Raw genomic sequence first — 20743 nt, 5'->3', positions numbered from 1 at the left:
ACCGCCGCCGGGGTGCTCTTGGGGTGCTCATGGCCGCACCCGTACCGCACCCGCCGAACGGCTTCCATTGAATGCGGGACGTCGGGGACCGTGATGCCACAGCCGCCGCAGCACCTCCCCGGCCGGACGCCGGGGAACCGAAGGTGGGCTGCGGAACCCCTGAATGGGAGGCAATCCGATGGATGACGAGACGTATGTTCCGATCCTCGCGGTCACCGGCTACATCCCGGCCGTTGTGACCGAGTTCGGCACCGTCACTGGCGCCACGCTCGGCAACAAGCAGCACGACCCGGCCGACGACACCCAGTACTGGAACGCCAAGTAACCCGGCGCTGACCAGGAGCTGAGGTCGGCGCCCGGGGCGGCCATGACGACGGCTGGCCGCCCCGGGCGCACCCATTCTCCGCAGGACATTCGGCAGGGAGGCCAGGATGAACCGCTTCGTCATCGGGAGATCCGCCACCAGCACCACGCCGCCGGCCCTCGCGCCGCGCGGCGGAACCGAACTCCTCGCCCTGCCCCATGGCCGGGTGTGGACCGTGGGCCACGCCGCAGGGGAGCGCGCCGTCACCGAATCGCCGGGAGAGAAGGGGGTGTGGCTGATGACGGCTGGGCACTGCCTGGCCACTACGGCGGAACGCAGCGCGGCACTCGCCGCCGGTTGCCGGGGCGACTTGGAGCCCGCGCTGTCTCTGCCCGGCTCCCACCTCACTCTGCTGTGCACAGGCAACGAGACACGGGTGTTCGGCGATGGGGCCGGTGTTGTCCCGCTGTACTGGCTGGCGCACGACCGCGGCGTGTGGTGGGCGACGGCGGCCACTCCGCTGGCCACGCTGGCCGGCGCCACGCCCGATCTGGCCTGGCTGCTGGCGGATTTGACTCTCGCCGGTGTGGACTATCGCTTGGAGACCGCGCACTTCGAGGGCGTGCGCCGGGTACCGCCGGGCAACGCGTTGGTGCTCCGGGGCCCCGCCGCACCGGACGTGGTTCCCCTCCCGGCCGGGCCGACCGCGCTGTCGCTCGGTGAGGGCGCGCGTCGGCTGCGGGAAGCGCTCACGGAGGCGGTCACCCGACGGGCGCAAGCCACCGAGCGAGTGACGACCGACCTGTCCGGCGGGGTGGACAGTAGCTCGGTCACCTGCCTCGCGGTGCGCGAGCGGCCGACGTTGGCGATCACCTACACCGACGCCCGGATGGCCGAGCACGACGATCTCCTCTACGCCCGCCGCATCGCGGCGGAGATCGGCGGCATCACCCACCGGGTCATCGACGCCCGCGACGTCGAGGTGAAGCATTTCGACGGCCTGGAGGACCCCGACGTCCTTCCGGCCACCGACCTGCCGTCGATGTCGCTCGGTGTGCTGTCCATGCTCTCCGCTCGGCTGGTCGCGGTCGCGGACTACGGCTCCGGTGCGCACCTGACGGGGCGCGGCGGGGACAACGTCCTCGGGGCCGCCAGCAGTCACCGGGTGGTCGCCTTCCTCGCCGGCCGCCGCCTTGAGGCGTTCCGGCGCGCGAGCGGCTTCGCGCGTGTCTCCCGGATCGAGCCGTGGCGGGCCTGGCGGCAGCTCGCCGCCACGGCGGCCACCTCCTACCCCTGCGCGCTTCAGCGCCTGGCCGACCGGCTCGCCGAGCCGTTCCCGGCCGTCTGGCGCCCTGCCCCGGTTGACGCGCTGGCGTGGTGCTCGGCCACGGCCGCCGCCCGCTGGCTGACCCCGGCAGGCCGCCGCGCCGTGGCGGATCTGGTCACCTCCCGCGTGCCGCGCGCTGCCGGGCATACCGCACCGGGCGCGCTGCACGACCGGCTCGATCTGGAATGGATGGCCGGCGAGCACGCCACGTTCGACGCCATCGCCCGCCAGCTGTGGGGTGTCCCGATCCACGCCCCGTTCCTGGACACGACGGTCACCGCTGCCTGCCTGGCGATCCCGCCCTTCGAGCGGACCCGGCCGGGGGTCTACAAGCCGCTCGCGCGGATCGCGCTGGCCCACCTGGTACCGGACTGGCTGCTGACCCGGCAGACGAAGACCTTGTTCACCACGAGCGTGTTCGACGGGCTGGCCGCCAATGCCCCCGCGCTGCGGCGCGTCATCGCCGGTTCGCAGCTCGCCGCGTCCGGACTGCTGGATGCTCGCCAGGCCGCCGCCGACCTGGAGTCCGGCATCGCCGGGGCGTCCGCCCCGCTGGGCGCACTGCACGCCCTGATCGTCGCCGAACTGTGGCTCGCCCGCCTCGCCGCCACAGCGGCGCACGCCGCGTGGTGGCAGCCCGCACCCGAAGGGAGCATCCCGTGCCCCTGACCGGGACTCCCTGGCTCTACACCGCCCGGCTGCCTGGCGGCGGCGCGGCGGTGATGGACGTCCGCGCCGGCCGGGGCCGGTGGCAGCACCTCAACGCCACCGCCGCCTTGCTGTGGCACCGCGTCGTTGAGGGCACCGCGCCCGAACAGGCCACAGAGGAACTGACCGCCACGTTCACCGGCGAGGGCGCCGACCCGGCCGTGGTCCGCGCCGATCTGGCCGCCCTCGTCGCCCAGTTACGCGAGCTCGGCCTCCTCGACAGCCAGGTTGCCCCAGCACCCAAGCACGAGGACATGCAGATCCGCCCCGCACTCCCCGTCGACATACTGTTGGGTGCGGCCGATCGCGCCGCCGCCGCCCTGGCGCTGGCCGCCGCCCTGCTCCTGCTGCGCTGCACACCCATCCGGGCCAGCATCGCCGCCGCCCGCACTGTGGCCCGCCTGCCGCTGCGCCCGGCCGACCCCGAGCGTGCCGACCGGTTGTTCGCGGCCGTGCGCCGCACCGCTCGCGCCTGGCCCGGTCGCGCGGCCTGCCTGGAGGAGTCCCTCGCCTGCTACTTCGCCGCCGCACTGCGCGGCTGGGGCGTGGCGTGGGTGATCGGCGCCCGGACCGCTCCGGCCGGCGCGCACGCCTGGAACGAAACGCACGGCCAGGTGATCGGCCAGGACTCAGACGACCGGGTATGGCCCTATGCCCCCGCGCTGCGCATCCGCTATGTCGGCGGCCAAAAATAGGAAACTCATTCGCCACCCTCCACCAGGACGGCAGACCGTGACACCCATTCGGGGGAGTCGTTGGCGCAGGCGTGACGACCTCTACAGCCCCCGAGACCCCTCCCGCCCCGGTCGACAAGCTGCAAAAGCGCCGCGCCCGCCGCCGGCCCGAGGGCGTGATCATCCCCCGGTACACCGTCAGCGGCGAGCGGCACGACGACGCGCTCGAAGCCTCCTGGTGGACCATCGCCCGCCGCCTGCCCCGCCTGTCCGGCATCGCCATCCGACTAGCCTGGCAGGCGGCTCCGCGCGCCGTGCTGCTGACCTGCCTGCTCCAGTTCGTATCCGGGGCCGTCACCGCGCTCGGCCTGTACGCCACCACGAGCGCGCTCACGCCGCTGCTCGCGGCCGGGCCGACCGGTGTGCGGGTACGCGAGGCGCTGCCCGCGCTGATCGCCGTTACTCTCGCCGCCTGCGCCCGCTCAATCGTCGCGGCGCTCACCGTCGCCACCACCGCACGTATTGGCCCGCGTGTGGACGGCATCGCTGAGACCCGCTACCTGGAGGCCACTACGAAGGTGCCGCTGGCCGCGTACGACGATTCGGCGTGGTCCGACCAGTCCGAAGCGGCTTCCCGGGCCGCGAAGGACGCACATTTGTTGGTGGAGGCGCTGACCACCGTTACCACTGCACTGCTGTCGATCGCCGCTGCCGCAGGCGTCCTCGCGCAACTGCACCCCGTGCTGCTGCCGCTGTTGCTGCTTGCCGCGATCCCCCGCGGCTGGGCCGCTGTGCGCGCCGCCCGCGCCACGTACTTCGCCGACCGGCACACCCTTGCCGACAGACGCCTGCGGCACTCCGTGATCTTCGAGACGTCCAGCCGGGAGAACGCGCTGGAGGTCCGGGCCTACACGCTGCGGGTGTGGCTGCTGGGCCGGTTCCGTACCGTCGCCGCCCGCTTGGAGGACGCCGCTGCGATCATGGGTCGCACCACTGCCCATTACCAGCTCCTCGGCGACGCCGTCGCCGGCACCGCCACTGGTGCGGTGTACGCCACGCTGCTGTGGCTCACCGCGAACGGCCATATCCCCCCAGCCGCCGCCGGCACCGCGTTCATCGGCGTCCAGACCAGCGGGCGCCTGTTGATCGGCCTCGTCCAGGGCGCCAACACCACTTACAAGACCGGCCTCTACCTCGGTGATTGGGACGCCTTCCTCACCGACACCACCGCCCGCACCCACCTCCCCGACCAGCCCGAGCCCGTGCCCGCCGAGCCGAAGGTGATCGAGGCCCGCAGCGTCACTTTCCACTACCCTGGCAGCGAACTGGCTGCCTTGCGGAACATCAGTGTCCGCGTCCGCCGCGGCGAAGTCCTGGCCATCGTTGGCGCGAACGGCTCGGGCAAGTCCACCCTCGCCAAGCTCCTGGCCGGCCTCTACACCCCCACCGAGGGAACGGTCACCTGGGACGGCACCGACATCTCCCGTACCGACCCCGAACAACTCTGGCGACGTCTGGCGATGCTGCCGCAGGACTTCAGCCGCTGGCCGGTCACCGCCCGGGAGAACATCACCCTCGGCCAGGGCCACCAGGACGAACACAGCATCACCGCCGCCGCGGTGGCCTCCGGCGCGGACATCGTCCTTGACTCCCTGCCCGACGGCCTGGACACCAACCTCGCCCCTTCCTGGTGGGGCGGGCGCGACCTCTCCGGCGGCCAGTGGCAGCGCATCGCTGCCGCCCGCGCCTTCTACCGCAACTCCCCCATCCTGATCTGCGACGAACCCACCTCTGCCCTCGACCCCCTCGCCGAGGAAGCCGTTTACCAGCGCATTCAAGCGCTCAGCGAGGGCCGGACGGTCATCCTGATCAGCCACCGGCTCGGCGCCACCCGCTCCGCCGACCGGATCATCGTCCTGGACGGCGGGGAGATCAGTGAGGAAGGCACCCACGACTCTCTGGTCGACCGCGACGGGGGGACGTACGCGGCCATGTGGCGAGCCCAGGCCGACACCTATGCCAGCAGCCCGGCCTGACCACGGCTTCAAGCTCACAGTCGGCCCGGCGCAGATCGAACACGGCCGTGTCCTCGCGACTGGCTCCCCGCACCCTGACCGCACGTGAAGTTCCTGGCATCCGTTCCGCTCCGCCGAAAGGATGCTGCCGCCTAGCCGGTCCCCGGCCGGCGAGGAGCGAGGCGTCCAGCGCCCACTCCCCGCCGGTCCCGCAGTCCCCGACGCTCTCGTCCGGGAGCCGCACCGACGCCGACTCGTCCGCGCCGTCCGTCGCCCCGTCGCGCGGGTACCGGACCGTCAGATCTCCCAGATCGAACATCCGTTACCCACCTCGCTCGCCCGAAATTGACCTGATCGTCGTTCGGTATACCGGCACACGTCTGGCATTCCGGTAAGCGCATCGGCCCGGACGGTAAGCGCTTGCTCCGGAGTGGGTCAAGAGGTGAGGCGAGTCGTGTTCAAAGCGTTGACGTGCACTCCTCAGCGGCTTATGTTCCCGTCCGAAGTTACGAGCGGCATTCGAAATAGCGAACAGCGCTGCCTGGGCAGCAGGAATGAGCCGCAATGCAACGATCCTCCCCGAGCCGCCGCGGCGTGCTCTCCGGGCTCGGCGCGCTCGCCGCCGCCGGGGCCATGGGCGCGGGCGCCACCGGCTGCGCCGCGCCCGCAGCATGCTCACCGGGCTGCGCGGGCAAGACCCGGCTGCGCTACTGGCACCTCTTCGGCGGCGGCGACGGCGTCAACATGAACGCGATGCTGGACGCCTACCGCGCGGCCCATCCCGCGATCGGCCTGGAGGCCGCCACGCTCCAGTGGGGCTCGCCGTACTACACCAAGCTCGGCATGGCGGGCGCGGGCGGCCGCGCGCCCGAGGTCGCGGCGCTGCACCTGGCCCGGCTCGCGGGCTTCGCGCCCGGCCGCCTCCTCGACGCCTTCGACCTCGACCTGCTCGCCGACCACGGCGTGACCGCCGCCGACTTCCCCGAGGACATCTGGAAGCGCGGCGCGGTCGGGGGCAAGCAGTACGCCATCCCGCTCGACACCCACCCCATGGTGCTCTTCTACAACACCGAGGTGTGCGAGAAGGCCGGGCTGCTCGGCGGCGACGGCAAGCTCAGGCCCATCCACGGCGCCGAGGAGTTCACCGCCGCCCTGCGCGCCGCCAAGAAGGCCACCGGAGCGCCGGGGCTGGTCACCGAGACCATCGGCGGCGATGTCATCGGCCCCTGGCGGGTGTTCTCCACCTTCTACTCCCAGACCGGCGGGAAGGTCCTGTCCGCCGACGGCCGCCGCCTCGCCCTCGACGACGCGAAAGCGCTCAAGGTGCTGGAGTACATGGCCATGCTCGCCGACGAGGGACTGTGCCCCCGGCGGGTCGACTACCCGGGCTCCGTCGGCGTCTTCAACGGCGGCAAGACCGCCTTCTACCTCAACGGCGAGTGGGAGATCAGCTCCTTCCGCACCACCAAGCTGCCGTTCTCCATGACCCGCGTGCCGGCCCTCTTCGGCCGCCCCACCGCCCAGGCCGACTGCCACTCCTTCGTCCTGCCCCACCAGACCGACCGGGGCGGCGAGACCAACGAAGCGGCCCATGAGTTCGTGGCCTGGATGCTGAAGCACACCGTCGAGTGGGCCAAGGGCGGACATGTGCCGGCCTATCTGCCGACGCTGGAGAACCCCGCGTATCTGAAGCTCCAGCCGCAGTCCGAATACCGCTCGGTCGTCAACGACGTCGCGCTCGACGAGCCCGCCTGGTTCGCCGGCTCCGCCTCCCTCATGTGGATCGAGCTCGGCTCGGCCTTCTCCGGGGTGTTCACCGGCTCCCGTTCGCCCCGGAACGCGCTGAACGAGGCCAAGGCCCGGCTGCGCGAGCTCCTCGACACCCCCAACCCCTTCGGAGGTGCGAAATGAGCGCGCCGACCGTCACCGCGCCCCCGCCCCGCTCCTCCGAGAGCACGGCCATCACCCCGCCCAGGACCGTGCGCCGTCACTGGACCGAGCACGGGCTGGTCTTCGTCGGGCCCTTCCTCCTCGTCTACGCCCTCTTCCTCCTGTGGCCGCTGCTCTACGGCGTCAAGATGAGCCTCGGCGACGACAACATCACCGGCACCGACAGCCACTTCATCGGCTTCGACAACTACGCCGAGGCCCTCCAGGACCCCGATGTGTGGTCCTCGCTGTGGAACACGGTCTGGTTCACCGTCCTGTCCACCGTCCCCCTCGTCCTCGTCGGCCTGGGCATGGCGCTGCTCGCGCACCATCTGCGCGTGGTCCAGTGGCTGTGGCGGCTGAGCTGGTTCGCGCCCTTCCTGCTGCCGTCCGGGGTGGTCGGGCTGCTCTTCATGTGGGTGATCTTCCCGTCCGACTTCGGCTTCGCCGACCAGGCGCTGGCCTCCCTCGGTCTGCACCCGGGGATCGGCTGGCTCACCGACGAGCGCTACGCCATGCTGTCCATCGTCCTGACGACCGTCTGGTGGACCGTCGGCTTCAACTTCCTGCTGTACCTCGCCGCGCTCCAGGCCATTCCGCAGCATCTCTACGAGGCGGCGGAGCTGGACGGCGCGGGCGCCTGGGCCCGGCTGCGCCACATCACCCTGCCGTTGCTTCGGCGCACCACGGGCGTCGTGCTGGTGCTCCAGATCCTGGCCTCGCTGAAGATCTTCGATCAGGTCTACATCATGACCGCCGGCGGCCCGGACGAATCCACCCGCCCGATCCTCCAGTACGTCTACCAGACCGGCTTCACCGGCTACCGCATCGGCTATGCCTCCGCCGTCTCGTATCTCTTCTTCGCCCTGATCGTGATCGTCTCCCTGGTCCAACTGCGGCTGACCCGCCGCTCGAGTGAGGAGGGTGCGCGGTCATGAGCGCGGAGACAGTGGAGACAGTGGAGACAGCTGGTCTGAAGGACGGCGCGGAGCGCAGGGTCCGCTGGGCACCGGGGCGGCTCGCCATGCTGCTGGTCGCGCTCGGGCTGGTGGTGGTGTGGCTGCTGCCGCTGGCGTGGGCGGTGGCCACCTCCCTCAAGCCGGAGGGGGAGACCACCACGACCCCGCTGAAGTGGATCGGCTCGACGATCACCTTCGACGCGTACCGCGAGGTGTGGAAGTCCGGCGACATCGCGCAGTGGATGTTCAACTCCGCCTATATCTCGGTGATGACGACCGTGCTGACCGTGGTGCTGTGCGCCATGGCCGCGTACGGCTTCTCGCGGACCGAGTTCCGCGGCCGCAAGGTGCTCTACGGTCTTGTGCTGGCCGGGATCATGGTGCCGCCGCAGGTGCTGATCGCCCCGCTGTTCGCGGAGATGGTCTCCATGGGGCTCGTCGACACCTACTGGGGCGTGATCCTGCCGCAGGTCGCCGTGCCCGCGATGGTCTTCATCCTGGTGAAGTTCTTCGACGGGGTGCCGCGCGAGCTGGAGGAGGCGGCGTTCGTGGACGGGGCGGGGCGGTGGCGGGTCTTCTGGACCATCGTGATGCCGCTGTCCCGGCCGGTGCTCGCGGCCGTGGCGATCTTCACCTTCATCTCGACGTGGAACAACTTCCTGTGGCCGTTCCTGGTCACCACCGACCCGAACGGGATGACGCTGCCGGTGGGGCTGGTCAACGTCCAGTCCTCGTACGGGCTGCGGTACGCCCAGATGATGGCCTCGGTCGTGATCGCGGGCCTGCCGCTGCTGGTGGTCTTCACCCTCTTCCAGCGCCAGATCGTCCGCGGCGTGGCCCACACGGGCCTGGCGGGCCAGTGAGTGTCCCCCCACGGGGTGGGTCCGGTCCGCCCGGCCCGGCAGACCGCCGGGCGGACCGGACCCACCGGCGACGCTCAGCTCCCCAGCACCACCGTGGTCAGGGACCGCGCCGGAAGCTCGACGCCCAGCCTGCCGTCGCGGACGGCCGCCGACCCGACCCGGCTCAGCGAGTGCGTCTCGTCCGTGCGGTACACCGAGCCGCGCGCGGAGCCGCCCGCACCGCCGCCCGTCAGCGCGTAGTCCGCCCGCACCGCGTCCGTCCCCGTGTTGAGGATCTCCAGCACCCGCGCCCCGTCCCGGTTCCGGAACGCCGTGACCTTGACGCCCTCCGCCCCGGACGACGCGGCCACCCGCACCGCCCCGGGCCGGATGAACCTGCTGTACGCGGCCAGGGCCCACAGCCGCTTGGAGACGTGGTAGTCCGCCCCGTCCAGCTGGATCAGCCCACGCGTCGCCCCGATCGACGCGCCGAACCAGTACACATACGCGCTGGCGCGGGCGTCCGCGAGCGTGGTGTGGATGGCCTCCGCGACGGCCAGCCCGTCGTAGCCGGAGCCGTCGTCCCAGGCCTCGTTCCAGGTGGCGCCGTTCGGGCTCCACTCGGACATCCAGGTCCGGCGGTCGGTCGGCAGCGGCTGGTCGGAGGGGGTGACGTACGGGTGGCCGGTGTGCACCCCGACATACGCCGCGGCCCGCGGATCCGCCTCGATCGCCGCGGTCAACTCCGCCTGCTGGTCCCATCCGGCGGCGTCGCAGCACACCAGGTTGAGCCCGGCGCGCCGCACGGTCGGCCCGAGCGCCTTGACCGTCTCGACCGCCTGCTCGGGCGTGAACTGCATGGAGGCGTACGACGTGGCGAGGTCCGGCTCGTTGGTGAAGCCGAGGTCGGTGATCCGGACGCCCTCCTGGCGGTAGAACTTCGCGTACTGGACGAGGTAGTCGGCGTAAGGCCGCCGCCACTCGGGCTTGAGCGTCCCGCCGTTGGCATCCGTGCCGTTGGTCTTCATATAGCCGGGCGCGCTCCAGGCGTCGGCGTAGAAGCGCTTCACGCCGTACGCCTTCGCCTCCTTCGCCAGCCACACCTGGCCGCCGTCGTCGCCGTCCCACTCATAGCGCGGGGTGGCCTCGGGGCCGCCCGGGTCGGTCGGCTGGATCGACTTCATGTGGTCGTACACCTCGTCCGAGGACGAGCCGATGCCCAGCCGCAGAATGCTCAGACCGGCCCCGGACTTCCGGTCCAGCAGCAGGTCGAGCACCTCCCGCTGGTGTTCGGGGGTCAGCCCGCGCGCGCCGTGCATGATGTCGGCGCGCTGGAAGGCCTGCGAGAAGCCGAAGCCGTCGATGGGCTGGAGGCGTTGGCCGAAGTCCACCCGGCCCGAGGCCCCCGCCGCGGGGCCGTCACCGGCATGGGCCTCCGGTACGGTCGCCGCCGTGCCCAGGAGGGCGACGGCCAGCGCGCCCGTCACGGCGGCGCGCATCAGCTTGGTCACGAGAGCGTCCCTTCCTCTGCCTCCGAAAAACTTCCGGAAGGTCACCGAAACGTCCGGGGGAAAGTAGAGGCGGCTGAGGGGCTAGTCAATCCCCCGGGACGAGGGAGGTGTTGAGGCCACCGATCGCGCCATGTACGGCCATGTGTTTCGGAGGGGCACCGAAAACATTCCGAAGGAGAGCCGAATGATCCATGCCATGTTCGCGTATGCGCGCACAGGCGGCCGGCGCATCGCCGTCCTGGCGGCCGCCGCGACCCTCGCCCTGCTGCCGACCAGCGCCTCCGCCTACCCCAACCCGGGCCTGGTGACGGGCGACATCGTCGTGCACGACCCCACCATGATCCGCGCGAGCGACGGCACCTACCTGCTGTACTCCACCCACGGCGGCCTCGAGGCCCGTACCTCCACCGACCGGATCGCCTTCAGCCGCTCGGGGAACGCCTTCAACTCCCCGCCGTCGTGGTGGAAGAACTACTCCTCGAGCAATGACCCCTGGGCGCCCGACATCTCGCACCAGGGCGGCAAGTACCTGATGTACTACGCCGTCTCGTCCTTCGGGTCCAGCAACTCCGCGATCGGGTTCGCCACCTCGTCCAGCGGCAAGGCGGGCACCTGGACCGACTACGGCATCGTGCACTCCACCACCGGCAGCAGCAACTACAACGCCATCGACCCCAACCTCTTCGTCGACGGCGACGGCAAGTGGTGGCTGTCCTTCGGATCCTGGTGGTCGGGGCTGAAGATGATCCGGATCGACCCGTCCTCGGGCAAGCAGTACGCGGGCGACAAGACCGTCTACAGCATCGCCTCCCGGCCCACCGGCACCAAGGCGGTCGAGGGCCCCACGGTCGTCAAGCGCAACGGCTACTACTACCTGTTCGCCTCGTACGACACCTGCTGCGCGGGCACCAGCTCCACGTACAAGATCAAGGTCGGCCGCGCCACCAGCCCCACCGGGCCGTACCTCGACAAGAACGGGGTCAACCTGATGAACAACGGCGGCTCGGTGGTCCTGGAGTCCCACGGCCGCTACATCGGCCCCGGCGGGCAGTCCGTCATGAGCGATGTCGACGGCGATCTGCTCGTCTACCACTACTACGACGGCCAGGACAACGGCACGCCCAAGCTCGGCGTCAACCTCCTGAACTGGAGCGGAGGCTGGCCGACCGCGTACTGATACGTCCCAGGTTGGCATGAACGTGACGACAACGGGGGGTGTATCGACGGCAAATCTGGAGACGGAACATCAAGGCCGGTCCACTCATGGTCAACGACGTCCGCCGCTCACCTCGGCACCCTGAAGAGGTGACCGAGCAAAGGAGACGGACATCATGAACATGCGCAGACGCGTGGGTCTCACGGGAGCCGCCCTGGCCGCCCTGGCGGTTCCCTTCCTGGCCCCGTCCACGGCCTCCGCCGCCCCCGGGTGGCAGCACATCGGAACCTCCGGCTTCGCCTACTGGAACTCCGGCATCTACGTCAGCGAGCCGGTCGAGTCGGGTGGCGGGAGCTTCCAGGCCTGCGTCTTCAGCGATGCCGGCAGCAAGTGGTACCAGCTGTACGAGTACGACCCGTCCAACGCCGACGATCCGATCGGCGGCAAGCGCTACCAGGTCGAAGGCGGTTGTGAGACCTGGGACGGCATCGACGCGTATGTCGACGGTGACAACAACAAGGCCGAGCTCTTCCTGCGCACCGACGACGGACGGGCCTACAAGGTCGACTACTACGACTGAGCTACCGCCCGTCGCGCCCCCGCCCTCGTGAACGCGAGGGCGGGGGCGCCACGGCCAACACCCGACAGAAAGCAGAGCACTTCATGTCGCAAGACCGCACCTGGAACAGACGCCGGTTACTGAAACTCGGCGGCGGTGCCGCGGCGGGCGCCGCGCTCGGCCTGGGGGCCAAGGTGGCCACCGCGAGCGAGGCCGCCCCGACCGCCGTACCGACGTCCTCGCGCTTCGACCTGACCGAGCCCTCGTACGACCTGTTCCGCCACGCACGCCTGCACGACGCGAGAGTCCAGCAGTCGTTCTGCTTCGACAACGTCAACCGGCGCCTGTTCGTGGCCCAGCTCAAAGACGGCTCCGCGGACAGCAGCGGCGACCTGTGCATCACCCAGCTGGACTTCTCCGGCAATGAGCTCGGCTATATGTATCTGCTCGGATTCGGGCACGCCGTGTCCATCGCCGCGCAGCCCGTGGGCACCAGCACCTATCTGTGGACCGAAGTGGACGTCAACAGCGGCGCCCGCGGCAAACGGCTGGCCCGCTTCCGCTGGAGCAGCGGGACGACCCTCTCCAACACCTCCTCCGCCCTGACCAAGCACTCGCCCGTCTCCGACGCGACGGAGACCACCTGCGCGATCGACCCGGTGAACAGCCGGATGGCGATCCGCTATCTCAACACCGCGGGCAGCAGGCGGTACGCGATCTTCAACGTGAACGAGGTCGCGGCCGGCAACTACAGCAACCGCCTCGCGGACTTCGCCCAGCCCAGCGACTCCGCCACCTTCCAGGGCTACACGCTCTACGGAAGCTACGTCTACCAACTGACCGGCACCGCCTACAGCGACACCAACCCGTCCCCCGGCAACGCCTACACCTCCAGCGTCAACGTCAACACCGGCGCGCTCACCCAGCGAGCCTTCACCGGGGCGGGCTCGACGCTCACCTACCGGGAGCCCGAGGGGATGGGGGTGTACCGGACGGCCGCGGGGGAGGTCCGGCTGTTCCTCGGCTTCGCCTCCGGCGAGGCGGGCGACCGTCGTAGCAACCTCTTCTACAAGAACGTGCTCGTCTGAGCCGGTCCCCCATGGGCCGGGCTCGCGCCCAGCGTCCCGTCACGGTAGTCGCTGGGCGCGAGCCTGTAGACCGCGCGGAAGGCGCGGGTGAAGGCCGCGTGGTGGGGGAACCCCCAGCGGGCCGCGATGCGATGGATGGGGACGGCGCGCCGCGCCGGGTCGGCCAGCTCGCGGCGGGCGCGCTCCAGGCGCTGGTGGCGGATCGACGCGGAGACCGTGGTGCCCTGGGCGCGGAAGAGCCGGTGCAGATAACTGACCGAGATGTGATGCGCGGCGGCGACGGCTCCCGGAGTCAGCTCGGGATCGCCCAGGTGCTGCCGGATGAAGGCCTGGACGCCCAGCGACAGGGCCCGCTGCCGGGTCTCCGGCGGCAGCGCGGCGTCGAGGTCGAGTTGGTGGGCCAGCACCGCCGACACCAGATCGATCAGGACCGCCTCCAGGCGGGGGCCGTCGGACGGCCCGTAGGAGCCGCTGTCCTCGGCGAGGCGGATGAGGAACCCGGCGAGCAGGGCGCCCACGCCCTCCCGTGCCGACAACGTCCGGGTGACCAGCCGGTCGACCCGGTCCAGGGGCAGCGGCAGGAGCCGCTTGGGGATCTCCAGCGCCACCGCACGGGCGCGCCCCGGGGCCAGCACATGCACCTCGTACGGCCGCGAGGAGTCGACGATGTGCATCTCCTGGGCGCCGAGCACGCCCTCCCGGCGGTCCTGGACGACCCTCTTGGTGCCCTGGAGTACATAGCTGAGGTGGTAGACCTCCGGATCGCACTGCCGGATGTGTCCGGGCGTCCGCAGCATGCCCATGGGCCGCATGCCCGTGGGCCATACGTCGGCGGCGCCGAGCCGCATCAGGCGCATCTCCGCCCAGTAGTCGTCGGTGTGGTCGCTGGTGATCTCCGCGGGCGCCGCCGCCTTGGTCCTGGTCAGGACTTCACGCCATAACTCGAACCGGTCAGCCGTCGGCACGGTATCGGTCCGGAACACCGTCTCGATCATCGTTTCCCCCACAGACACGAGATCCGGATGCCAAGGGTAAAAGACTGGCAAACGGAACAAGGGGGAGGTGTGAGCGGAACCGGCCACGGGGTCGTTTGCCGAACCGGCAACAGGGCTCGCGGCGGGGCGGCATCCGGCGCAGGATCGCCGCAACGAGCCGCCGCGCCCGGCACCTGGCAGATCGGGCGGCCGGCACATCGCAGTTCCGGACGGAGAAGTCATGTCGCAGCCCGCCCAGGCCATGGACGTCACCCATCGCATGGTCCCGACCCCCGCAGGCAGGATCCACCTGGTGGAGCAGGGCACCGGGCCGCTGGTGCTGCTGGTGCACGGCTTCCCGGAGTCCTGGTACTCCTGGCGCCGTCAGCTGCCGGCGCTGGCCGCGGCCGGGTACCGCGCGGTCGCCGTCGACGTGCGCGGCTACGGGCGGTCCTCGAAGCCGGAGAGCGTGGCCGCGTACCGGATGCTCGACCTGGTCGAGGACGGCGCCGCCGTGGTGCACGCGCTCGGCGAGGACACCGCGGTGATCGTCGGCCACGACTGGGGGGCGACCATCGCCGCGAACTCCGCCCTGGTCAGGCCCGACGTCTTCCGCGCGGTCGGCCTGCTGAGCGTCCCCTACGCCCCGCGCGGCGGACCGCGGCCCAGCGAGATCTTCGCGGGGATGGGCGGGGAGGAGGAGTTCTACGTCTCCTACTTCCAGGAGCCCGGCCGGGCCGAGGCCGAGATCGAGCCGGACGTCCGCGGCTGGCTCGGCGGCTTCTACGCCGCCCTGTCCGGCGACACCATGCCCGCGCCCGGCACCCCCGACCCGCACTTCGTGAGCCGCGGCGGGACGCTGCGCGACCGGTTCCCCGCGGACCGGCTGCCCGCCTGGCTCGGCAAGGACGACCTCGACTTCTACGCCGGAGAATTCGAGCGGACCGGGCTCGGCGGCGCCCTGGGCCGCTACCGCAACATGGACCGGGACTGGGAGGACCTCGCCGACTTCGACGGCGCCCCCATCACCCAGCCGTCGCTGTTCCTCGGCGGCGCCCTGGACGCCTCCACCACCTGGCTGACCGCCGCGATCGACGCCTACCCCGCCACCCTCCCCGGCCTGCGCTCCTCGCACATCCTCGACGGCTGCGGCCACTGGATCCAGCAGGAACGCCCCGAGGAGGTCAACCGCCACCTGACCGACTGGCTCGCCTCCCTGCCCGCCCGACGGCGTAGCCCCGGGCGCTCGGGGTACCTGGAGGGTCCGTCCGCTGACGAAGGGAACCGGCAGTGACTGACCGACGACTGGAAGCGCCCGGGAACCATGCCCACGCCGTACCGAGGGATCTGCCGGACCAGCAGGTACACGACGGTCCGGACCCGCTTGATGTGGGTGGCCTGGATGTGGGCGGCCCGGACTGGGGCGGCCCGGACTGGGGCGGCGGTGCGGGCCGATACGGAGCACCGGACGGCCGCGACGACGGCGCGCATCCGACTCCGGACGAGCCATCCGGGTGAAACCGCGCAAAAGCTGCGAACATGAATGTAGGGACAATCGATCAGCTCAGCGCATCAGTGAAGAAGGTGCCCGCCATGGCCAACGTGGAATGGCACGCCGAGCATGTCCTGGTGACCCTCACCGGAATCTCGCGGGACGACGCCGACGCGGTCTTTGACGTACTGCACCGGTGCTACCGCTCCGACGAGGCGTACGCAGGCCTGCCGGAGCACATGCTCGAGGGCCACCCGGTGGTGTGGACCTCGACCTTCGAGGTGACCCCGAGCCACCCGGAGCCCGAGCCCACCACCCTGACCGCCCCCATCACGGCAGACCTCCAGGGCTGCCCGTGCCAGGTGGAGCAGATGCGCGAGGTCCTGGCCCGCGCCTTCGCCATCGAGGAGCGGGGCCGGGTCGCCGGCGATCAGGAGCGCCAGATGGAGGTGCGGCTGGTGAGCCGGTGAGCGCCGGCGTCAGACGCCAACGGTCCCGTCGACGCCCTCGCGCAGGAAGTCGGCGTGGCCGTTGTGCCGCCCGTACTCCAGGATGACGTGCATCATCACCGTGCGCAGCGACACGTCCGTGCCCCACCGCGCGGCGTGGACGGTCACATCGAGCGACTCCGCCGCGGCCTCGATCCGTCGCGAGTGCTCCACCTCCGCCTGCCACGCCGCGAAGGCCTCCGCCCGCGTGGCCTCCCGCGCGTCGTAGGCGGCCTGGAAGTCGAACGAGTCCGACCACACGAGCGGGATGTCCTCGCCGTCGATCACCCGGCGGAACCAGTTGCGCTCCACCTCGGCCATGTGCCGCACCAGCCCGAGCAGCGAGAGCGTCGAGGGCGGCATCGACTGGCGCCGCAGTTCCTCGTCGGACAGGCCGTCGCACTTCCCGGCGAGGGTCGCCCGGTGGAAGTCGAGGAAGCCGCGCAGCGTCTCGCGCTCGTCCGCGGTGGTGGGTATGCGGGGGCGTTCGGTGGTCACGGGTGAGTCCCTTTCGTACGGGCTGATGCTCGCGGAGGCTTTCAGTCCAGCTCGACGAACCGGCTCGCCCACGTCTCGAACTGTTCGTAGGGTTCCTTGAGCCCGGCCCGGAGCGCGTCGAGGTCCTCCGGCGGCCGCAGCCCGAAGGTCTCGTGCAGCCAGGTGAGGTATTGCGGGTGGCCCTCGGTGTGCTGCTCGACGAAGTCGGGGTTCAAGGTCTCGTCGTCGATGGTCAGGAGCTGGAACAGCTCCAGCAGATTCCGCGCGACGACGTAGAGGTCTCCTTCGTCGCCGACGAAGACGATAGGCAGGGCGGCGAGGTCGGTCCGATCGTCACAGTGCCACAGGGCGTAGTGGGAACCGGAGCGGGTGGCCAGCGCGAAGGGGATGAAGCCGTCCAGGAACTCCGGATCCTCCGACCAGGTGTGCAGACCGGCGTCCACGCCGTACTCGCGCAGTTCGAACCCCGCCGAGTACCAGACCCGACCGAGCCGGTTCTCGAACTCTTTGAGCAGGTTCAGTTCCGGGATGGGTGAATAGACGTCAGTCATGATTCGAGTTCCCCGTTGGTGAGTTGTCGCGACACATGCCTTCCAGTCGAGGCAAGTGAATCACGGGGTCATCAGGCCGGCCGCGCGGCCTTGGCCCGGACGTGGGCGGCGTAGCGGATGGTGAAGACCATCGGGACGGCGAAGCCGGCGATCTGGACGAGCGTGGCGGGGATCGAGTGACCGGCGTCGTGCTCGGGGTGGCCGAGGAACTCCTCGAGGCTGGGGCTCAACACGCGGGCCTCCTGGGGCAGATGGCAGCACAGGAAGTCTCTCGCGCGCCCCCGACAGTCGCTCCGGGCGTTTCCGCACCGCGCGAGGCGTTGACGCGCGCGGGAGCGAGATCTTACCGTCTCGTTCGAAGTTGCGATCGGTATCCGAGATCTCGGACAAGCGACCAAGCGACAGCGCGCCAGCGCAGGAGAGAGACGCCTCAATGCAGCCGACGCCCCCCAGCAACCGCACCGCCGCCGACACCCCCGCTCCCGCCCGACCGGCCCGCTTCACCCTCGACCCCGCCTTCGCCGTGGGCGACGTCGACCCGCGCATGTTCGGGTCGTTCGTGGAACACCTCGGCCGCTGCGTCTACACCGGCATCTACGAACCCGGCCACCCCACCGCCGACGACGCCGGGCTGCGCACCGACGTCCTGGAGCTGATCCGCGAGCTGGGGGTGACCGTCATCCGCTACCCGGGCGGCAACTTCGTCTCCGGCTACAAGTGGGAGGACGGCGTCGGCCCGGTCGACGAGCGGCCGCGCCGCCTGGACCTGGCCTGGCGGTCGACCGAGACCAACCGCTTCGGCCTCGGCGAGTACATCGACTTCCTCCGCAAGGTCGACAGCGAGCCGATGATGGCGCTCAACCTCGGCACGCGCGGCGTGGCCGAGGCGCTGGAGCTCCAGGAATACGCCAACCACCCCTCCGGCACCGCCCTGTCCGACCGCCGCGCCGCGCACGGCGACAAGGCCCCGTACGACATCCGGCTGTGGTGCCTGGGCAATGAGATGGACGGGCCCTGGCAGACCGGCCACAAGACGGCCGAGGAGTACGGGCGGCTGGCCGCCGAGACCGCCCGCGCGATGCGGCAGATCGACCCGGATGTGCGGCTGGTCGCCTGCGGCAGCTCCTCGCAGTCCATGCCGACCTTCGCGGAGTGGGAGGCGACGGTCCTGCGGGAGACCTACGACCTCGTCGACTACATCTCCCTGCACGCCTACTACGAAGAGCTCGACGGCGACCGCGACTCCTTCCTCGCCTCGGCCGTCGACATGGAGTCCTTCATCGAGAACGTGGTCGCCACCTGCGACCATGTGGGCGCCCGGCTGAAGTCCAAGAAGAAGATCAACCTCTCCTTCGACGAGTGGAACGTCTGGTACCTGACCCGCTTCCACGGCGCCGAGCCGCCCAACTGGGACGAGGCCCCCCGGCTCCTGGAGGACAACTACTCCGTCACCGACGCCGTCGTCTTCGGCTCGCTGCTCATCGCGCTGCTGCGCCACGCCGACCGGGTCACCGTCGCCTGCCTCGCCCAACTCGTCAACGTCATCGCGCCGATCATGACCGAGCCGGGCGGCCCGGCCTGGAAGCAGACCACCTTCTTCCCGTTCGCCCAGGCCTCCCGCCACGGGCGCGGGCGGGTCCTCCAGGTCAACGTCGACAGCCCGACGTACGAGACGGCCAAGTACGGCGAGGTGCCGCTGCTGCACGCCACCGCCGTCGCGGACGAGGAGAGCGGCGAGGTCACCGTCTTCGTCGTCAACCGCGACCAGACGCGGCCGCTGCCGCTGGAGGTGGACCTGCGCGGGCTCGCCGTGGCTCGCGTCGTCGAGCACAGCGTCCTCGCGGACGCCGACCCCGAGGCCCGTAACACCCTGGCCGAGCCGGAGCGCGTCACTCCGCACACCGCGACCGGCACGGCCCTGGCGGACGGGGTGCTGCGGGCCACGCTGGAGCCGATGTCCTGGAACGTCATCCGGCTGGGGTGAGCGCGGTCAGCGCCGCGCGGTAGGCCTCCTCCGGCTGCGCGCCTTCGAGGACGGTTCCGTCCTCGAAGGTCACGTACGGTACGGCGTCGACGTCAACGCCGAGCGCCCGTACGCGGTCGAGTTCGGCGCGCAGCGCGGCTGCTTCGGCGGCTGCCACCACCCCGGTCTCGGCGGCCAGCCGGGCCAGGGTGGTGCGGTCGGAGATCAGCAGCCCGTCGGTGAAGTACGCCCGGAACAGCCGCTCCGCCATCCGCTCGCCGAGCCCCTGGGCGGAGGCGCGGGCGACCAGCCGGTGAGCCTCGAAGGTGTTGGTGAACAGGGCGCGTTCGAAGCGCAGGTCCAGGCCGTCCGCCACGCCGAAGGAGGTGTCGGAGGCGACCTGCCGGACGAACGCCTCGCCCCGGGTCCGCCGCCAGACCTCGAACAGCGGCTCACCGGCGGACGGCGCGTCGGGCTCGGCCTGGAACGGGCGGATGGTCAACTCGGCCTCGCCGCCGGCGGCCCGGGTGAGGCGGGTGAAGCCGAGGTAGCAACGGACACAGACGAGGTCCAGGGCGATCTCAACACGGCGTTTGGTTCGCATGCCCATCAGCCTCGGCGTGGCGGGAAGGGACAGGAAGTACAAGGCTCTTCCTGGTAAAAGCGATACCAGGCTGGGGGCGGGACGCCCGCGGCCCCCGGCCGGATACTGGAGCGATGAGCAGGACGGCGAGCGGAGACGGGAACACCGGACAGCCCGGAGGAGACGACGCGGCCGGCGACCTCGCGGGCGCGCTGCGCCGCTGGCGCGACCGGCTGGACCCGGCGACGGTCGGCCTGCCGGCCGGGCGTGTGCGCCGCGCGCCGGGGCTGCGGCGCCAGGAACTGGCCCAGCTCGCGGGGATGTCCGTCGACTACGTCATCCGCCTCGAACAGGGCCGCGCGACCTCCCCGTCCCCCCAGATCCTCACCGCCCTCGCCCGCGCCCTGCGGCTGTCGGAACCGGAACGCCGCCACCTGTTCCTGCTCGCGGGCCGGCCCGCGCCCACCACCGACCGCATCTCGTCCCACCTCACCCCCGGCGTCCAGCGCATGCTCGACCAGATGCGGGCCACCCCGGTCGGGGTGTACGACGCGGCGTGGACCCTGATCGCCTGGAACCAGCTGTACGCCGCGCTGCACGGCGACCCCTCCGGGCGCTCGGAGCGCGAGCGCAATGTCCTGTGGCGCCACTTCACCGGACGCCCCGACCGCGTGACCCACACCCCCGAACAACAGGCCCGCTTCGAGACCGCCACCGTCGCCGACCTGCGCTCCGCCACCGCCCACTACCCCGCCGACCGGGACCTGCGCACCCTCGTCGCCGACCTGCGCCGCACCAGCGACCACTTCGCCCGGCTCTGGGACGCCCACGCGGTGGGCAGCCACACCATGGACACCAAGACCGTCCACCACCCCGACGTCGGCCCGCTCGTCCTCGACTGCGACGTCCTCAACGCCCCCGGCAGCGACCTCCACGTCGTCATCCACACCGCCGCCCCGGGCACGGATGCGGCGGACAAGCTGAGCCTGCTGGCGGTGATCGGCACGCAGGCGATGTCGGAACCGGGTAGCGGGCCTTTCACCGGATTGGGTGATCCGGCGGGGGAATGTCAGTTCAGGCGACTACGCTGAGTGGCAGGATCAGTCCTCGGCAGGAGGCATG

The 20743-nt window shown here is 70.9% G+C and carries 21 protein-coding genes; 15 read left to right on the top strand and 6 right to left on the bottom strand.

What is annotated here, in order from left to right; translation table 11 throughout:
• The first annotated feature begins 178 nt into the window (after nt 1-178).
• The 7 genes from ABTY62_RS23575 to ABTY62_RS23545 all read left to right on the top strand — a co-directional run bounded on the left by ABTY62_RS23575 (nt 179) and on the right by ABTY62_RS23545 (nt 8779).
• Nucleotides 179-325: a hypothetical protein gene (locus ABTY62_RS23575; RefSeq protein WP_352131395.1), complete on the top strand. Its 147-nt coding sequence runs from the start codon at nt 179-181 to the stop codon at nt 323-325.
• A 106-nt stretch (nt 326-431) separates the two neighbouring features.
• On the top strand, nt 432-2300 hold the full coding sequence (locus ABTY62_RS23570; RefSeq protein WP_352131394.1) for an asparagine synthase-related protein: 1869 nt from the start codon (nt 432-434) through the stop codon (nt 2298-2300).
• Nucleotides 2291-3034, top strand: coding sequence for a lasso peptide biosynthesis B2 protein (locus ABTY62_RS23565; protein WP_352131393.1), 744 nt, complete (start codon nt 2291-2293; stop codon nt 3032-3034). The genes ABTY62_RS23570 and ABTY62_RS23565 overlap by 10 nt, the downstream gene beginning before the upstream one ends.
• 71 nt (nt 3035-3105) lie before the next feature.
• Nucleotides 3106-5049, top strand: coding sequence for an ABC transporter ATP-binding protein (locus ABTY62_RS23560; RefSeq protein WP_352131392.1), 1944 nt, complete (start codon nt 3106-3108; stop codon nt 5047-5049).
• A 543-nt stretch (nt 5050-5592) separates the two neighbouring features.
• Nucleotides 5593-6939, top strand: a complete 1347-nt coding sequence (locus tag ABTY62_RS23555) for an extracellular solute-binding protein (protein ID WP_352131391.1) — start codon at nt 5593-5595, stop codon at nt 6937-6939.
• Nucleotides 6936-7895, top strand: a complete 960-nt coding sequence (locus ABTY62_RS23550) for a carbohydrate ABC transporter permease (RefSeq protein WP_352131390.1) — start codon at nt 6936-6938, stop codon at nt 7893-7895. The genes ABTY62_RS23555 and ABTY62_RS23550 overlap by 4 nt, the downstream gene beginning before the upstream one ends.
• Entirely contained in the window at nt 7892-8779 is an 888-nt protein-coding gene (locus ABTY62_RS23545) for a carbohydrate ABC transporter permease (RefSeq protein WP_352131389.1), read from the top strand. Before ABTY62_RS23550 ends, ABTY62_RS23545 begins: the two co-directional genes overlap by 4 nt.
• 74 nt (nt 8780-8853) lie before the next feature.
• Here ABTY62_RS23545 and ABTY62_RS23540 read toward each other — a convergent pair whose 3' ends face one another.
• Nucleotides 8854-10269, bottom strand: a complete 1416-nt coding sequence (locus ABTY62_RS23540; RefSeq protein WP_352131388.1) for a glycoside hydrolase family 30 protein — start codon at nt 10267-10269, stop codon at nt 8854-8856.
• 184 nt (nt 10270-10453) lie between these two features.
• Here ABTY62_RS23540 and ABTY62_RS23535 point away from each other — a divergent pair, with 184 nt between their 5' ends.
• The 3 genes from ABTY62_RS23535 (at nt 10454) to ABTY62_RS23525 (ending at nt 13072) form a co-directional block, all read left to right on the top strand.
• On the top strand, nt 10454-11446 hold the full coding sequence (locus tag ABTY62_RS23535; RefSeq protein ID WP_352131387.1) for an arabinan endo-1,5-alpha-L-arabinosidase: 993 nt from the start codon (nt 10454-10456) through the stop codon (nt 11444-11446).
• Nucleotides 11447-11600: 154 nt separating this feature from the next.
• Complete coding sequence (locus tag ABTY62_RS23530; protein WP_352131386.1) at nt 11601-12005, top strand: YndA family protein; 405 nt, start codon at nt 11601-11603, stop codon at nt 12003-12005.
• Between the two features lie 83 nt (nt 12006-12088).
• Nucleotides 12089-13072, top strand: a complete 984-nt coding sequence (locus ABTY62_RS23525) for a phage baseplate protein (protein ID WP_352131385.1) — start codon at nt 12089-12091, stop codon at nt 13070-13072.
• Here ABTY62_RS23525 and ABTY62_RS23520 read toward each other — a convergent pair.
• A complete protein-coding gene (locus tag ABTY62_RS23520; RefSeq protein ID WP_502997503.1) occupies nt 13051-14067 on the bottom strand; it encodes an AraC-like ligand-binding domain-containing protein in 1017 nt (338 codons plus the stop codon). The two genes, ABTY62_RS23525 and ABTY62_RS23520, sit on opposite strands and share 22 nt — an antisense overlap.
• A gap of 220 nt (nt 14068-14287) precedes the next feature.
• Between ABTY62_RS23520 and ABTY62_RS23515 the strand changes: the two genes are divergently transcribed.
• The 3 genes from ABTY62_RS23515 to ABTY62_RS23505 are packed head-to-tail and all read left to right on the top strand — an operon-like array spanning nt 14288 to nt 16008.
• Complete coding sequence (locus ABTY62_RS23515; RefSeq protein WP_352131383.1) at nt 14288-15340, top strand: alpha/beta fold hydrolase; 1053 nt, start codon at nt 14288-14290, stop codon at nt 15338-15340.
• A complete protein-coding gene (locus ABTY62_RS23510; RefSeq protein ID WP_352131382.1) occupies nt 15337-15564 on the top strand; it encodes a hypothetical protein in 228 nt (75 codons plus the stop codon). Before ABTY62_RS23515 ends, ABTY62_RS23510 begins: the two co-directional genes overlap by 4 nt.
• Before the next feature lie 21 nt (nt 15565-15585).
• Entirely contained in the window at nt 15586-16008 is a 423-nt protein-coding gene (locus ABTY62_RS23505) for a hypothetical protein (protein WP_352131381.1), read from the top strand.
• Nucleotides 16009-16017: 9 nt separating this feature from the next.
• On the opposite strand, the gene ABTY62_RS23500 is transcribed toward ABTY62_RS23505, so the two are convergent.
• From ABTY62_RS23500 to ABTY62_RS23490, 3 genes are all read right to left on the bottom strand, one after another.
• Nucleotides 16018-16524 carry a DinB family protein gene (locus tag ABTY62_RS23500; RefSeq protein ID WP_352131380.1) on the bottom strand — a complete coding sequence of 169 codons (507 nt, stop codon included), beginning with the start codon at nt 16522-16524 and terminating at the stop codon, nt 16018-16020.
• 41 nt (nt 16525-16565) lie between these two features.
• The gene (locus ABTY62_RS23495; RefSeq protein ID WP_352131379.1) at nt 16566-17075 is read right to left on the bottom strand and encodes a hypothetical protein; all 510 of its coding nucleotides are present in this window, start codon (nt 17073-17075) and stop codon (nt 16566-16568) included.
• 71 nt (nt 17076-17146) lie between these two features.
• Nucleotides 17147-17308 carry a hypothetical protein gene (locus ABTY62_RS23490; protein WP_352131378.1) on the bottom strand — a complete coding sequence of 54 codons (162 nt, stop codon included), beginning with the start codon at nt 17306-17308 and terminating at the stop codon, nt 17147-17149.
• Between the two features lie 200 nt (nt 17309-17508).
• On the opposite strand from ABTY62_RS23490, the gene arfA reads away from it, so the two are divergent.
• Entirely contained in the window at nt 17509-19059 is a 1551-nt protein-coding gene (gene arfA, locus ABTY62_RS23485) for an arabinosylfuranosidase ArfA (RefSeq protein WP_352131377.1), read from the top strand.
• Here arfA and ABTY62_RS23480 read toward each other — a convergent pair.
• Complete coding sequence (locus tag ABTY62_RS23480; protein WP_352131376.1) at nt 19043-19642, bottom strand: DsbA family oxidoreductase; 600 nt, start codon at nt 19640-19642, stop codon at nt 19043-19045. The two genes, arfA and ABTY62_RS23480, sit on opposite strands and share 17 nt — an antisense overlap.
• 113 nt (nt 19643-19755) lie before the next feature.
• Here ABTY62_RS23480 and ABTY62_RS23475 point away from each other — a divergent pair, with 113 nt between their 5' ends.
• A complete protein-coding gene (locus ABTY62_RS23475; protein ID WP_352131375.1) occupies nt 19756-20712 on the top strand; it encodes a helix-turn-helix transcriptional regulator in 957 nt (318 codons plus the stop codon).
• Nucleotides 20713-20743: the final 31 nt, after the last annotated feature.

The sequence above is a fragment of the Streptomyces sp. NPDC097640 genome (genome assembly GCF_040302705.1).
Taxonomy (GTDB): domain Bacteria; phylum Actinomycetota; class Actinomycetes; order Streptomycetales; family Streptomycetaceae; genus Streptomyces.
This window is presented reverse-complemented; position numbering and strand designations above follow the sequence as displayed.

Bases quoted from the DNA above. Each gene is read 5' to 3' on its own strand.
- ABTY62_RS23535 (WP_352131387.1), top strand. From the start codon at position 10,454: ATGATCCATGCCATGTTCGCGTATGCGCGCACAGGCGGCCGGCGCATC.
- ABTY62_RS23495 (WP_352131379.1), bottom strand. From the start codon at position 17,075: ATGACTGACGTCTATTCACCCATCCCGGAACTGAACCTGCTCAAAGAG.
- ABTY62_RS23525 (WP_352131385.1), top strand. From the start codon at position 12,089: ATGTCGCAAGACCGCACCTGGAACAGACGCCGGTTACTGAAACTCGGC.
- ABTY62_RS23545 (WP_352131389.1), top strand. From the start codon at position 7,892: ATGAGCGCGGAGACAGTGGAGACAGTGGAGACAGCTGGTCTGAAGGAC.
- ABTY62_RS23515 (WP_352131383.1), top strand. From the start codon at position 14,288: ATGTCGCAGCCCGCCCAGGCCATGGACGTCACCCATCGCATGGTCCCG.
- ABTY62_RS23530 (WP_352131386.1), top strand. From the start codon at position 11,601: ATGAACATGCGCAGACGCGTGGGTCTCACGGGAGCCGCCCTGGCCGCC.
- arfA (WP_352131377.1), top strand. From the start codon at position 17,509: ATGCAGCCGACGCCCCCCAGCAACCGCACCGCCGCCGACACCCCCGCT.
- ABTY62_RS23555 (WP_352131391.1), top strand. From the start codon at position 5,593: ATGCAACGATCCTCCCCGAGCCGCCGCGGCGTGCTCTCCGGGCTCGGC.
- ABTY62_RS23575 (WP_352131395.1), top strand. From the start codon at position 179: ATGGATGACGAGACGTATGTTCCGATCCTCGCGGTCACCGGCTACATC.
- ABTY62_RS23480 (WP_352131376.1), bottom strand. From the start codon at position 19,642: ATGCGAACCAAACGCCGTGTTGAGATCGCCCTGGACCTCGTCTGTGTC.
- ABTY62_RS23475 (WP_352131375.1), top strand. From the start codon at position 19,756: ATGAGCAGGACGGCGAGCGGAGACGGGAACACCGGACAGCCCGGAGGA.
- ABTY62_RS23550 (WP_352131390.1), top strand. From the start codon at position 6,936: ATGAGCGCGCCGACCGTCACCGCGCCCCCGCCCCGCTCCTCCGAGAGC.
- ABTY62_RS23520 (WP_502997503.1), bottom strand. From the start codon at position 14,067: ATGATCGAGACGGTGTTCCGGACCGATACCGTGCCGACGGCTGACCGG.
- ABTY62_RS23570 (WP_352131394.1), top strand. From the start codon at position 432: ATGAACCGCTTCGTCATCGGGAGATCCGCCACCAGCACCACGCCGCCG.
- ABTY62_RS23505 (WP_352131381.1), top strand. From the start codon at position 15,586: ATGAATGTAGGGACAATCGATCAGCTCAGCGCATCAGTGAAGAAGGTG.